This is a genomic window from Klebsiella grimontii, assembly GCF_900200035.1.
GTDB classification, from domain to species: domain Bacteria; phylum Pseudomonadota; class Gammaproteobacteria; order Enterobacterales; family Enterobacteriaceae; genus Klebsiella; species Klebsiella grimontii.
This window is the reverse complement of the sequence record NZ_FZTC01000015.1, coordinates 729726-742133: the sequence shown is the minus strand read 5'-3', so window position 1 is coordinate 742133 and position 12408 is coordinate 729726. Positions and strand designations below refer to the sequence as shown.

Below are 12408 nucleotides of genomic sequence, written 5' to 3'. Positions count from 1 at the left end.
CTATCCCCGAAGTGTAGCCGCAAAATCGAGCATTCTGTTTAGCGGAACCAGCGCCCCGGTCCGCAGCTGCTCATCAACATGAATTTCATGTTCAGCGCCCCCCTTCTCCAGCGCTTCAGCAATCGCCTGCAGGCCGTTCATCGCCATCCATGGACAGTGCGCGCAGCTCCGGCAGGTTGCCCCTTCGCCTGCCGTGGGCGCTTCCAGCAGCTCTTTTTCCGGTACCGCCTGCTGCATTTTGTAGAAAATACCGCGATCGGTGGCGACGATGAGCTGCGTGTGCGGCAGCGTTTTAGCGGCATTGATCAACTGGCTGGTTGACCCCACCGCGTCAGCCATATCAACAATCGCCTGCGGTGATTCCGGGTGAACCAGCACCGCGGCCTGGGGATAAAGCGCCTTCATTCTTGCCAGCGCTTGAGTTTTGAATTCATCATGAACTATACAGGCGCCCTGCCAGCACAGCACGTCGGCGCCGGTCTGTTTTTGCACATAGCTGCCTAAATGGCGGTCCGGCGCCCAGATGATTTTTTCACCCAAGCTATCAAGATGCTCAATGAGTTCCACGGCGATGCTCGACGTCACAACCCAATCGGCGCGCGCCTTGACCGCCGCTGAAGTATTGGCGTAGACCACGACCGTACGATCCGGATGAGCGTCGCAGAAAGTGCTAAACGCCTCGATCGGACAGCCCAGATCGAGCGAACACTCCGCATGCAGCGTGGGCATCAGGATGGTTTTTTCCGGACTGAGGATTTTTGCCGTTTCTCCCATAAAGCGCACGCCGGCAACCAGCAGCGTTGAGGCGGAATGTCGGGCGCCGAAGCGCGCCATCTCCAGGGAATCTGAGATACAGCCGCCGGTCTCTTCGGCCAGTTGCTGGATTTCGGGGTCGGTGTAGTAATGAGCCACCATCACCGCATCGCGCTCGCGCAGCAGGCGTTTAATTTTTTCACGATAAAAGTGCTTCTCATCGCGGTTTAACGGCATTGGCTTCGGAGGAAAAGGGTAAATCGCCGCTTCCGGGTCAAACATTACGCTCATCTTGCAGTCTCGTTTCGCTGGCTTAACTTTCAGACCGTGATAATGCCTGCAGAGAGGTATTAGTCGGCCATAGTGTTTTATATGCTAAACAAGATAGCCGATTGTGCGGAAAATGTCGTGAGGAATTTTGCCCCTCAGGGAGCAGGAGCATTTCCCGGAGGCGATGCTGCGCATCTGTCCGGGCTACCGGCCCGTGCACGGGTGCGCACAACGATAAGATGGAATAGCGCAGTATGGGATAGTTGTAATATTTAAGCGAAGGCTGGATAGCAAAAAAGCGCCGCCAGCGCCATTTTTACATTGGTGGGTCGTGCAGGATGACTCGCTTCGCTCGCCCTTCGGGCCGTCGCCGCAGGCGGCTCCGTTGTCTCTCTTCGTTCGACTCAAACCTGCGGCAGGTTCGAATCTTGGATATCGCAGATAGCAAAAAAGCGCCTTTAGGGCGCTTTTTTACATTGGTGGGTCGTGCAGGATTCGAACCTGCGACCAATTGATTAAAAGTCAACTGCTCTACCAACTGAGCTAACGACCCCTTGCGGGTTTACTGCTAACTGGAACGATTCAGGATGGTGGGTCGTGCAGGATTCGAACCTGCGACCAATTGATTAAAAGTCAACTGCTCTACCAACTGAGCTAACGACCCGCTCGGGTACTTCCTGAATATTCTTCACTCGTCACCAATTTATAATTGGTGGGTCGTGCAGGATGACTCGCTTTCGCTCGCCCTACGGGCCGTTGCTGGCGCAACGTTATCCTTCACGCTTAACATCTGAGTTCGATGTTAAATTGGTGGGTCGTGCAGGATTCGAACCTGCGACCAATTGATTAAAAGTCAACTGCTCTACCAACTGAGCTAACGACCCGAGTGGTGGGTGATGACGGGATCGAACCGCCGACCCCCTCCTTGTAAGGGAGGTGCTCTCCCAGCTGAGCTAATCACCCGATACAGCGCTGGATACATCTTTTAGTGGTGGGTCGTGCAGGATTCGAACCTGCGACCAATTGATTAAAAGTCAACTGCTCTACCAACTGAGCTAACGACCCACTATTTTTGCCGCTTTGGGCTTATTCGATATCCCTTGGCAACGGCGGCATATATTACTGATTTAAGAATTCAGCGCAACAACAATTTAGATAAAGATTGCTTAACTGCTTAGGATTCATGCGACAAGACCAGAAATGATGCGATTTCTGGTCATGCCATAATCATCCGAGTGCGTTAAGGCGTTTTTGCGCTTGTTTGGCCCCATCGGTGCCAGGAAATTTACTGACCACCTGCTGGTAAACCGCCTTCGCTTTTGCGGTATCGCCTTTGTCCTGCATGATAACGCCGACTTTAAACATCGCATCGGGCGCCTTCGGGGATTTAGGGTAGTTTTTCACCACGGAAGCGAAATAGTACGCCGCATCGTCTTTTTTACCCTTGTTGTAATTCAGCTGACCGAGCCAGTAGTTGGCGTTCGGCTGGTAGGTTGAATCAGGATACTTTTTGACGAAGTTCTGGAAAGCCGCCATGGCGTCGTCCTGGCGGGAAGGATCCTTCACCAGCGCAATAGCCGCGTTGTAATCGGTGTTGGCATCGCCGGTTGACGCCGGAGCGCCTGACGAAGCCGCCGGCGCGCTAGCCGCAGCCCCCTGATCGCCCGCTGAGGTCTGGGTTTGCGCACCCGTTGCGCCGCCGCCGCTGCTCAGACCATCGATCTGCAGCAGGATCTGCTTCTGGCGCTCAACAACCTGATTCAGCTGATACTGGCTTTCCTGAATTTGACCGCGCAGGGAATCAATATCGGACTGATTATCGGAGAGTTGCTGCTGGAGTTGGGTTAAAAGCTGGCTGTGCGCATTGGAAATACGCTCGAGTTGAGTGACGCGGTCTTCGACCGAGCCTGAGCCGACACTACTGATTGGCGCCTGAGCAAAAGCGGCCCAGGGGGCCGCTATGCCAACCAGTAACGACAGACTCAACAGATGATGTCTGAAGTTACTGCTCATGCAATTCTCTTAGTAAACCAGTACGGCGCGACGGTTTTTGGCGTAAGCCGCTTCGTCGTGGCCCAGTACTGCAGGTTTTTCTTTACCGTAAGAAACGATGGAGATCTGGTCAGCAGAAACACCTTTGCCCTGCAGATACATCTTAACGGCGTTAGCACGACGCTCACCCAGAGCGATGTTGTATTCCGGCGTACCACGCTCATCCGCATGACCTTCTACGGTCACTTTGTAAGACGGGTTGCTACGCAGGAAGTTTGCGTGCGCGTCCAGCATTGCAGCGAAGTCAGAACGGATATCGTATTTGTCCAGATCGAAGTAAACGATATTGTTCTGCTGCAGCTGTTGCATCTGCAGACGAGCCTGCTCTTCGGAAGACATGTTGCCGCCGTTAGCGTTACCGTCCATACCAGTGCCGGCACCCAGCATGCCTTCACCGCTCTGGTCGTTGCTGGCGTTCTTGTTAGAAGAACATGCCGCGATTGCCATAACCGGCAGAGCGATCAACAGCCCTTTCAGCACTTTGTTCAGTTGCATTTCTTTGATTCCTTTAATAATCAATTATTTATTATCACAGATACGGCGACCAGGCAGGTGATTTTACCTGTCCATCAGTTGCCGGAAGACGCGCTTTGAAACGCCCATCTGTAGAAACCAGATTCAGCACGGATCCCATCCCCTGAGAAGAGCTGTAGATTACCATAGTGCCGTTAGGTGCCAGACTTGGCGTTTCATCTAAAAACGTTGATGACAGAACCTGTACACCACCCGCTTCCAGATCTTGTTTGGCAATGTGCTGCTGACCGCCGGCCGAGCTTACCATTACCATAGTTTTACCATCAGCGCTCACGTCAGCGTCCTGGTTTTGTGAACCTTCCCAGGTAATACGCTGCGGCGTACCGCCGTTAATATTGACTTTATACACCTGCGGACGACCCGCCTGGTCGGAGGTAAAGGCCAGGTTCTGGCTATCCGGGAACCAGCTTGGTTCGGTGTTGTTGCTACGACCGTTGGTCACCTGACGAATCTGACCAGAGCCCAGATCCATCACGTACAGGTTCAGGCTACCGGTTTTCGACAGGGCGAAGGCCAGTTTGCTGCCGTCCGGCGAGAATGCCGGCGCGCCGTTGTGCTGCGGGAACGAAGCAATCTGACGAACGGAGCCGTTAGCCAGCGTCTGCACAACCAGCGCAGAACGACCGCTTTCGAAGGTTACATAGGCCAGCTTCGCGCCGTCCGGAGACCAGGCCGGAGACATCAGCGGCTGGGTGGAGCGGTGAACGAGGAACTGGTTGTAGCCATCGTAGTCGGATACGCGCAGTTCGTACGGGAACTGGCCGCCGTTGGTCTGCACCACATAGGCGATACGGGTACGGAAGGCGCCCTTGATGCCGGTCAGCTTCTCAAATACAGCGTCGCTGGCAGCATGCGCGGCATAGCGCAGATACTGTTTTGTGACTTTAAATGAGTTCTGCGCCAGCACGGTACCCGGCGCGCCGCCGGTATCAACCAACTGGTAGGCCACGTTGTAGGAGCCGTCAGGGTTTTGCGTAACCTGACCCACTACGACGGCGTCAACGCCCAGCGCAGACCATGCCGCTGGCTGCACTTCCTGAGCGCTGCCCGGCTGCTGAGGCAGACGCGAGCGATCGAGCGGATTAAACTTGCCGCTGTTGCGCAGGTCAGCCGCCACGATACCGCCCACATCTTCCGGCGCAGCACCCTGCCCCGCCCACTGGAACGGCACAACGCCGATTGGGCGTGCCGAGTCGACCCCTTGGGTAATCTCGATGCGTACTTCTGCGTGCAGCACTGCCGCCCACAGCATTAAAAAACCAAATGCTACTCGTAATGCCTGCTTCATCATATCTCCCTTATCCAGGCGGAAAGCCCACGATAATTTAGCAGAATGTTAACAAACTCAAATACACAAAACTACCAAAACCCTGGGACTACCGAAGTTTGTTTTCCCCGCATAAACGGGGAAAACGATTACTGAGGTTTGAAGTCCAGTGGCGCATTTTTGAATGTTTCATAAACAGCCTGCGACGGCGGTTTAGGGAACTTCGTCATCCGGCTCGTTGCCGCCAGCATTTGCTGACAGAACGCCGGATCGCCGCCTTCCGATTTCACACTTAACAGCGTTCCATCCTGAGCCAGATTCACACGTAAAGTACAGGTTTTACCCTTATAGGTATCCCAGTCATAGAGATGACCTTTAATCGCAGCCTGAACCTGTGAAATATAGCTGTTAATCTCAGCCTGGGATGCCCCACCCTGCCCCTGCTTACTTCCTTTAGCAGGAGATGAGCCCCCAGCGCTACCGCTGGTATTACCTTTCGGCGCATTCTTACCGGAGCTCAGGTCGCCGAGAAGATCGTCAACGCCGTTGGCCTCTTTGGCCGCAGCGGCTTTCTTCGCGGCGGCGGCCTTAGCGGCGGCGGCTTTCGCCGCTTTGTCCGCGGCGGCCTTCTCTGCTGCTGCGGCTTTAGCTGCCGCGGCTTTCTCGGCGGCGGCTTTTTCCGCAGCGGCGGCTTTGTCGGCTGCCGCTTTCTCGGCAGCGGCTTTCTGCGCGGCGGCTTTTTCTGCCGCTTTTTCGGCGGCCGCTTTTTCTGCAGCGGCCTGTTTCGCCGCTTCCTGCTGCGCTTTTTTCTCTGCCTGCTGCTGCGCTTTCTTCTCAGCTTCCTGCTGAGCTTTCTTCGCCGCATCGGCTTCGGCTTTCTTCTGCGCGTCCGCAGCCGCTTTCGCGGCTTCCGCTTCTGCCTGTTTCTTCGCATCCGCCGCCGCTTTCGCCGCGGCCGCTTCGGCGGCTTTCGCCTGAGCATCGGCCTTCGCTTTCGCGTCAGCGGCGGCTTTGGCGGCAGCTTCCTGCGCCTCTTTCGCCTGTGCGTCCGCTTTGGCTTTGGCCGCTGCGGCGGCTTTCGCCGCGGCTTCTTCCGCCTGTTTCTGCTGCTCTTTCGCCTCTTTAGCCGCTTCCTGCGCCTGCAGACGATCCTGTTCCAGCTGTTTCAGCCGTTCCTGCTCGGCGGCCTGTTTTTCACGTAGCTCTTCCGCCTGCTGCTGAGCCTGCTTTTCACGCTGCTCGGCAGCGCGACGGGCGCTGGCCTGCTGCTGCTGTTGGCGGTCATAATTCTTCACAACCGCCCCCGGATCGACCATTACCGCATCGATAGAGGACCCCCCGCCGCCGCCGGCAGAAGCATCCAGATGCTCGTCAAACGAACTCCAGATCAGCAGCGCTATCAATACGATGTGCAGCGCGACTGATACTATGATCGCTCGTTTAAGCTTGTCGTTTTGTTCGGTTGCCTTTGACACTATCGGTTCCCAAAAACTGTTCGCCTGTTCCCGTTATACGACGTCCGCCGCGGGACGCTGTTGTCCCAAAGCCGACATGCTGACGGGCGTGCATATTGCGAGCGATTAGATCGGCTTGGTCATCAAGCCAACCGATTTAACCCCTGCGCTATGCAACAGGTTAAGCGCTTTAATAATCTCATCGTATGGCACCTCTTTAGCGCCGCCGATCAGGAACACCGTTTTCTCATTCGCCTCAAGTCGACGCCTGGCTTCCGCAATAACCTGTTCCGGCGGCAGCTGCGATAGCGTTTCCGGGCCAACTTTCACGCTGTACTGCCCGACGCCGGAAACTTCAACGATCACCGGCGGCTCATCATTGCTTTTCACCGCCTGCGATTCCGTTGCGTCCGGTAGGTCGACCTCTACGCTCTGCGTAATGATCGGCGCTGTCGCCATAAAGATCAGCAGCAGCACCAACAGGACATCCAGCAGCGGAACGATGTTGATCTCGGACTTCAGTTCGCGACGCCCGCGTCCACGTGCTCTGGCCATGGCTTACCCCTTATTGCTTTCGCTGCTGGTAAACGCCTGACGGTGCAGAATAGCGGTGAACTCTTCCATAAAGTTGTCGTAGTTCAGCTCAAGTTTGTTCACGCGCTGGTTCAGACGGTTATAGGCCATAACCGCTGGGATAGCGGCAAATAGGCCGATAGCCGTCGCGATGAGCGCTTCTGCGATACCCGGCGCCACCATTTGCAGCGTCGCTTGTTTTACCGCGCCCAGCGCGATAAAGGCGTGCATGATCCCCCAAACGGTGCCGAACAGACCGATATACGGACTGATAGAGCCGACCGTACCGAGGAACGGGATGTGGGTCTCCAGGGATTCCAGCTCGCGGTTCATCGAAATACGCATCGCGCGCGATGCCCCTTCGACAATCGCTTCCGGCGCGTGGCTGTTCGCACGATGCAGACGGGCAAACTCTTTGAAACCGCTGTAGAAAATTTGTTCCGAACCGGTCAGATTATCGCGACGGCCCTGGCTTTCCTGATACAGGCGAGAAAGCTCGATACCGGACCAGAATTTATCTTCAAACGCTTCGGCTTCACGTGACGCCGAGTTGAGGATACGCGTTCTCTGAATAATGATGGCCCAGGAGGCGATAGAAAAACAAACTAAAATCAACATGATAAGTTTAACCAGAAGGCTCGCCTTCAGGAACAAATCAAGGATATTCATCTCAGTCACTGCTTAAACTCCGCGACAATAGACTTGGGAAGCGCACGAGGCTTCATTAAGAGTGGATCAACGCACACGATAAGAACCTCAGCTTCATTCAAAACGACGTTCTCGGCGTTGACGATTCGCTGCGTGAAAACCAGAGTAGCACCGCGCATTGCGGTTATCTCCGTCTGGATTTCGAGCATGTCGTCGAGTCTGGCGGGCGCAAAATACTCGAGAGTCATTTTGCGAACCACAAAGGCAACTCGTTCAGCCAGCAAAACCTGTTGGCTGAAGTGATGATGGCGCAGCATCTCTGTGCGTGCTCTTTCATAGAAAGCGACGTAGCTGGCGTGGTAAACCACACCACCGGCGTCGGTGTCTTCGTAATAGACCCGAACCGGCCATCGAAACAGCGTTGTATTCACTTTACATCCCGGTAATGCAACAAAAGGTTAGTGCTTTCAAACTTCGCTACTATACGCGCGGGAATCGTGGTTTGGAATGGGGGAAAGTAAACGAGGAGTAAATTTTTATGGGCTTATGCAAGCCCATATGGTTAACAGAGATTTCTTATTCAAAAGAAGAAAAAGAACAGGCCTAAAACGAGCACAATATCAGCGATAAGCGGACAAAAAATTCCCTGCCAGTGAATGGCGCGCGGACGGAAGCCCACGCCGTGGATAACGCCGGTACAAACCGCCCACATCAGCAGGAAACCGTGCCAGATTTCCAGCTCGCTGGTTTTGGCCGCAAAGCGCGACGGATCCCAGAAGATGCAGCCCGCCAAAGCCAGCGCCATCAATAAGGAAAGCGCCCTTAACGGGCGCTTGTCCATTATCGCATACAGAGTAGCGATAATACTCATCAGTGTTCTTCTTTACCTGCTTTGGTCGCTTCCACGTGCTCGAGCGCCAGCGCGGTAATCACCCCAAAGGCACAAGCAAGAAGCGTTCCCAAAATCCATGCGAAATACCACATATATAGCTCCTTACCTTAGTACAGCGAATGGGTGTTCTTTTCGATGTCTTCGCGCGTAATGCGACCGAACATTTTCCAGTAACACCAGGTGGTGTAGGCCAGAATAATCGGTACGAAGACAATCGCTACGTAAGTCATCACGTTCAGCGTCAGCTGGCTGGAGGTCGCGTCCCACATGGTCAGGCTCGCGTTCATCGCCGTGCTTGACGGCATAATGAATGGGAACATGGCGATACCGGCAGTCAGAATGATGCACGCCAGCGTCAACGAGGAGAACAGAAACGCCCACGCGCCTTTGTCCGCTTTGGTCGAGATGACGGTCAGCAGCGGCAGCGCCACGCCCAGGGCAGGAATCGCCCACAGCGCCGGCATGTTATTAAAGTTCACCATCCACGCACCGGCCTCACGAGCCACTTCTTTGGTCAGCGGGTTAGACGGACCGGTATGATCCATCACCGATTTCACCACATAACCGTCGATGCCGTAGTAGACCCAAACGCCCGCCAGTGCGAAGCCGATCAGCGTCACCAGCGCCGCCACCGTAGAAACGGAGCGGGTGCGCAGGTGCAGTTCACCCACGGTACGCATCTGCAGGTAGGTCGCGCCCTGCGTCAGGATCATCGCCACACTGACAATACCGGTCAGCAGGCCAAACGGATTCAGCAGCTGGAAGAAGTTGCCGGTGTAGTACAGGCGCAGATATTCATCAACGTGGAACGGAACGCCCTGCAGCAGGTTACCGAACGCCACGCCAATCACCAGCGGCGGCACGAAGCTGCCGACGAAGATGCCCCAGTCCCACATGTTGCGCCAGCGGTTGTCCTCAATCTTCGAGCGGTAGTCGAAACCTACCGGGCGGAAGAATAACGACGCCAGCACCAGGATCATTGCCACATAGAAGCCGGAAAACGCGGCGGCATAGACCATCGGCCAGGCGGCAAACAGCGCGCCGCCGGCGGTGATCAGCCACACCTGGTTTCCATCCCAGTGCGGGGCGATGGCGTTGATCATAATTCGACGCTCGGTGTCGTTACGACCGAGGAAACGGGTGAGCATCCCCACCCCCATGTCGAAGCCATCGGCGACAGCAAAACCAATGAGCAGAATGCCAATCAGCAGCCACCAGATAAAACGCAATACTTCATAATCGATCATTTGACGACTCCTGTCTTAGCGTGCCGACTGAATAGCCGCAGAGGACTGTTCAAAGTGATAGCGACCGGTTTTCAGGCTGCTTGGTCCTTTACGGGCAAACTTGAACATGAGGAACAGTTCAGCCACCAGGAACAGCGTGTACAGGCCACAGATCAGCACCATTGAGAAGATCAGGTCGCCTGCGGTCAGCGACGAGTTCGCGACAGCCGTTGGCAGCACCTCACCGATAGCCCACGGCTGGCGACCATATTCGGCGACAAACCAGCCGGATTCAACGGCAATCCACGGCAGCGGCAGACCATAAAACGCAGCGCGCAGCAGCCATTTTTTCTCACCAATGCGGTTGCGAATCACGCTCCAGAAGGAAGCGCCGATAATCAACAGCATCAGCACGCCGCACGCCACCATGATACGGAAGGCGAAGTACAGCGGCGCAACGGCAGGAATAGAGTCCTTGGTCGCCAGCGCAATCTGCTCTTCCGTCGCGTCAGAAACGTTGTCGGTATAGCGTTTTAGCAGCAGACCGTAGCCAAGATCCTTCTTCACGTCGTTAAACCGATCGCGAACGGCCTGGTCGGTTGAACCGGCACGCAATTGCTCCAGCAGCGCGTACGCTTTCATCCCGTTACGAATACGCTCTTCGTGCTGAACCATCAGGTCTTTCAGGCCGGTAACCTGTTTATCCACGGAGCGAGTCGCAATAATGCCCAACGCGAAAGGGATTTGAATCGCGAAGCGGTTCTCCTGCGCCTTCTGGTCAGGAATACCAAACAGGGTAAAGGCCGCCGGAGCAGGCTGAGTTTCCCATTCCGCTTCGATAGCCGCCAATTTGGTTTTCTGCACGTCGCCCATTTCGTAGCCGGATTCATCACCGAGAACAATAACGGAGAGAATCGCCGCCATACCGAAGCTGGCTGCGATAGCGAAGGAGCGCTTGGCGAAAGCAAAGTCGCGGCCTTTGAGCATATACCAGGAGCTGATGGCAAGAATGAACATCGCGCCGGTCACGTAGCCTGACGCCACGGTGTGAACGAACTTAACCTGAGCGACCGGGTTCAGAACCAGCTCGGAGAAGCTGACCATCTCCATACGCATGGTTTCAAAGTTGAAGTCCGACGCAATCGGGTTCTGCATCCAGCCGTTAGCGACAAGGATCCATAGAGCCGACAGGTTGGAGCCCAGCGCCACCAGCCAGGTAACGGCCATGTGCTGAACTTTGCCCAGACGATCCCAACCGAAGAAGAACAGACCTACAAAGGTAGATTCGAGGAAGAAGGCCATCAAACCTTCAATGGCCAGCGGCGCACCGAAGATATCGCCCACGTAGTGAGAGTAGTAAGACCAGTTAGTCCCGAACTGGAACTCCATGGTCAGACCGGTTGCCACACCCAGCGCAAAGTTGATACCAAACAACTTGCCCCAGAACTTGGTCATATCTTTATAAATCTGTTTGCCGGAAAGGACGTAGACCGTTTCCATGATGGCCAGCAGGAACGCCATACCTAGCGTCAGTGGCACAAACAGGAAGTGGTACATCGCGGTCAAGGCAAACTGTAAGCGCGACAGTTCGACTATATCTAACATCATGACTCCTTGCTCATCGCATGAAGACTCCGAGAGTGAACCCCGTTAGAAAGGGTCACACGCATGCCCCAATACAAATTTATTTGCTTCTTCTCACTACGCCCGTTTTCTCTTTCAAGAATGCGGAGGTACTGAAAAGTTACAAACATGTTAACAAAACACCCAAATTGATCCCGTGATTATATTACGCTGCAAAACCCTTACAATAAATAGGTTTTTATTGTGATAAATTTGCAGTTTTCGACAGCGATCAATTTTTAGCGAAAATACCAGATTTCGGTCAATTTGATCCGCGACAATTTAACTCCATTTCGCGGTCTTTTCCAAGTTTTAAACATTGATTTAAATCAATTTTCATTTTAAATGTTAATTATGTATATCGTGTACCTCACAGGTAAACACCAAGTTAACAATATGTTTTTCAAGAGTATCATCAGTTACTGAAAATGATAGTCCATTTATTTCGTCGCTGAGGGGAATTTAATGAGCTGAACGCTGATCGCGTAAATGTGGTTATCAGTCGATAATGCCGCGTAGCTCACAGATTTTTTTTATCAAGTTAACGCCATAAATTTTTTTCTTATTAGATTTATCATTGCATTTACTTAAAATTAACACAATTGCGTAACTATCTCATTATCAAGTAAACGCAGCGCCTTTTTTTTCTTTTGGTGATGCAAAGCGTCCTTCTCTTTCGCGGTATCATCTACATCGCGCTTTTATCCTCGCCACGTGACGCTTGCCGGCCCTCCCCCTTTCATCAACAAAAATGAAATATAAATTGCACAAATCACCATTTTATATCTTTAATCTAACAAATTGCCCGCGCCACATATAAAAATCAGCACATAAATTCCGTTACTACGCTCACAGAAAAATTTAAAGAAGTGTATTCATCGCTTATTAGCGAAGGCAAAATCAAGACGAAATATAAAATAAGACCTTGCTCACAAACATCGCATTATATTTATTACCAGGATTCAAGCAGAAATAAATCCAGACAATAAATAAAAATATAACATCATGATATAAAAGAAGTTTTTCACGCAAAATCAAAAACGAGAGTTTTTTGAAAGATATTCTGAAAATAGATCAATTGCTTCCCCTCTGCGAACCACAGACACTCCAGCCCTA

The 12408-nt window shown here is 53.3% G+C and carries 12 protein-coding genes, 5 tRNA genes and 1 other RNA gene; all 18 read right to left on the bottom strand.

Annotated features, from left to right (window positions below; all coding sequences use genetic code 11):
* Window positions 1–1044 carry a quinolinate synthase NadA gene (nadA, locus tag KOSB73_RS11275; protein ID WP_024358773.1) on the bottom strand — a complete coding sequence of 348 codons (1044 nt, stop codon included), beginning with the start codon at window positions 1042–1044 and terminating at the stop codon, window positions 1–3.
* Window positions 1045–1345: 301 nt separating this feature from the next.
* Window positions 1346–1471, bottom strand: a non-coding RNA gene (locus KOSB73_RS11270) — RtT sRNA.
* Between the two features lie 29 nt (window positions 1472–1500).
* Window positions 1501–1576 (bottom strand) — tRNA-Lys (locus KOSB73_RS11265).
* Between the two features lie 35 nt (window positions 1577–1611).
* A tRNA-Lys gene (locus KOSB73_RS11260) sits at window positions 1612–1687 on the bottom strand.
* 144 nt (window positions 1688–1831) lie between these two features.
* Window positions 1832–1907: transfer RNA gene (locus tag KOSB73_RS11255), tRNA-Lys, on the bottom strand.
* 3 nt (window positions 1908–1910) lie between these two features.
* Window positions 1911–1986, bottom strand: a tRNA-Val gene (locus tag KOSB73_RS11250).
* Window positions 1987–2012: 26 nt separating this feature from the next.
* Window positions 2013–2088 (bottom strand) — tRNA-Lys (locus KOSB73_RS11245).
* A 162-nt stretch (window positions 2089–2250) separates the two neighbouring features.
* A complete protein-coding gene (cpoB, locus tag KOSB73_RS11240; protein ID WP_004133399.1) occupies window positions 2251–3036 on the bottom strand; it encodes a cell division protein CpoB in 786 nt (261 codons plus the stop codon).
* A 9-nt stretch (window positions 3037–3045) separates the two neighbouring features.
* Window positions 3046–3570 carry a peptidoglycan-associated lipoprotein Pal gene (pal, locus tag KOSB73_RS11235; RefSeq protein WP_004100337.1) on the bottom strand — a complete coding sequence of 175 codons (525 nt, stop codon included), beginning with the start codon at window positions 3568–3570 and terminating at the stop codon, window positions 3046–3048.
* A 34-nt stretch (window positions 3571–3604) separates the two neighbouring features.
* Window positions 3605–4897, bottom strand: a complete 1293-nt coding sequence (gene tolB, locus KOSB73_RS11230) for a Tol-Pal system beta propeller repeat protein TolB (protein ID WP_004133400.1) — start codon at window positions 4895–4897, stop codon at window positions 3605–3607.
* A 128-nt stretch (window positions 4898–5025) separates the two neighbouring features.
* Complete coding sequence (gene tolA / locus KOSB73_RS11225) at window positions 5026–6351, bottom strand: cell envelope integrity protein TolA (protein WP_064410937.1); 1326 nt, start codon at window positions 6349–6351, stop codon at window positions 5026–5028.
* Between the two features lie 105 nt (window positions 6352–6456).
* Entirely contained in the window at window positions 6457–6885 is a 429-nt protein-coding gene (gene tolR / locus KOSB73_RS11220) for a colicin uptake protein TolR (RefSeq protein WP_004130580.1), read from the bottom strand.
* A 3-nt stretch (window positions 6886–6888) separates the two neighbouring features.
* The gene (tolQ, locus tag KOSB73_RS11215; protein WP_004100332.1) at window positions 6889–7581 is read right to left on the bottom strand and encodes a Tol-Pal system protein TolQ; all 693 of its coding nucleotides are present in this window, start codon (window positions 7579–7581) and stop codon (window positions 6889–6891) included.
* Complete coding sequence (ybgC, locus tag KOSB73_RS11210; protein ID WP_004130578.1) at window positions 7578–7982, bottom strand: tol-pal system-associated acyl-CoA thioesterase; 405 nt, start codon at window positions 7980–7982, stop codon at window positions 7578–7580. Before ybgC ends, tolQ begins: the two co-directional genes overlap by 4 nt.
* Window positions 7983–8131: 149 nt before the next feature.
* The gene (gene ybgE, locus KOSB73_RS11205) at window positions 8132–8422 is read right to left on the bottom strand and encodes a cyd operon protein YbgE (RefSeq protein ID WP_004100327.1); all 291 of its coding nucleotides are present in this window, start codon (window positions 8420–8422) and stop codon (window positions 8132–8134) included.
* Window positions 8422–8535 (bottom strand): cytochrome bd-I oxidase subunit CydX, encoded by a 114-nt coding sequence (cydX, locus tag KOSB73_RS11200; protein WP_004100325.1) that lies wholly within the window; start codon window positions 8533–8535, stop codon window positions 8422–8424. Before cydX ends, ybgE begins: the two co-directional genes overlap by 1 nt.
* 15 nt (window positions 8536–8550) lie before the next feature.
* A complete protein-coding gene (cydB, locus tag KOSB73_RS11195; protein ID WP_098140511.1) occupies window positions 8551–9690 on the bottom strand; it encodes a cytochrome d ubiquinol oxidase subunit II in 1140 nt (379 codons plus the stop codon).
* A 15-nt stretch (window positions 9691–9705) separates the two neighbouring features.
* A complete protein-coding gene (gene cydA, locus KOSB73_RS11190; RefSeq protein WP_004133409.1) occupies window positions 9706–11274 on the bottom strand; it encodes a cytochrome ubiquinol oxidase subunit I in 1569 nt (522 codons plus the stop codon).
* Between the last annotated feature and the right edge of the window lie 1134 nt (window positions 11275–12408).

Excerpts from the sequence above, each read along its gene's own strand:
- nadA (WP_024358773.1), bottom strand. The coding sequence starts at position 1,044 with ATGAGCGTAATGTTTGACCCGGAAGCGGCGATTTACCCTTTTCCTCCG.
- cpoB (WP_004133399.1), bottom strand. The coding sequence starts at position 3,036 with ATGAGCAGTAACTTCAGACATCATCTGTTGAGTCTGTCGTTACTGGTT.
- pal (WP_004100337.1), bottom strand. The coding sequence starts at position 3,570 with ATGCAACTGAACAAAGTGCTGAAAGGGCTGTTGATCGCTCTGCCGGTT.
- tolB (WP_004133400.1), bottom strand. The coding sequence starts at position 4,897 with ATGAAGCAGGCATTACGAGTAGCATTTGGTTTTTTAATGCTGTGGGCG.
- tolR (WP_004130580.1), bottom strand. The coding sequence starts at position 6,885 with ATGGCCAGAGCACGTGGACGCGGGCGTCGCGAACTGAAGTCCGAGATC.
- ybgE (WP_004100327.1), bottom strand. The coding sequence starts at position 8,422 with ATGAGTATTATCGCTACTCTGTATGCGATAATGGACAAGCGCCCGTTA.
- cydX (WP_004100325.1), bottom strand. The coding sequence starts at position 8,535 with ATGTGGTATTTCGCATGGATTTTGGGAACGCTTCTTGCTTGTGCCTTT.
- cydB (WP_098140511.1), bottom strand. The coding sequence starts at position 9,690 with ATGATCGATTATGAAGTATTGCGTTTTATCTGGTGGCTGCTGATTGGC.
- cydA (WP_004133409.1), bottom strand. The coding sequence starts at position 11,274 with ATGTTAGATATAGTCGAACTGTCGCGCTTACAGTTTGCCTTGACCGCG.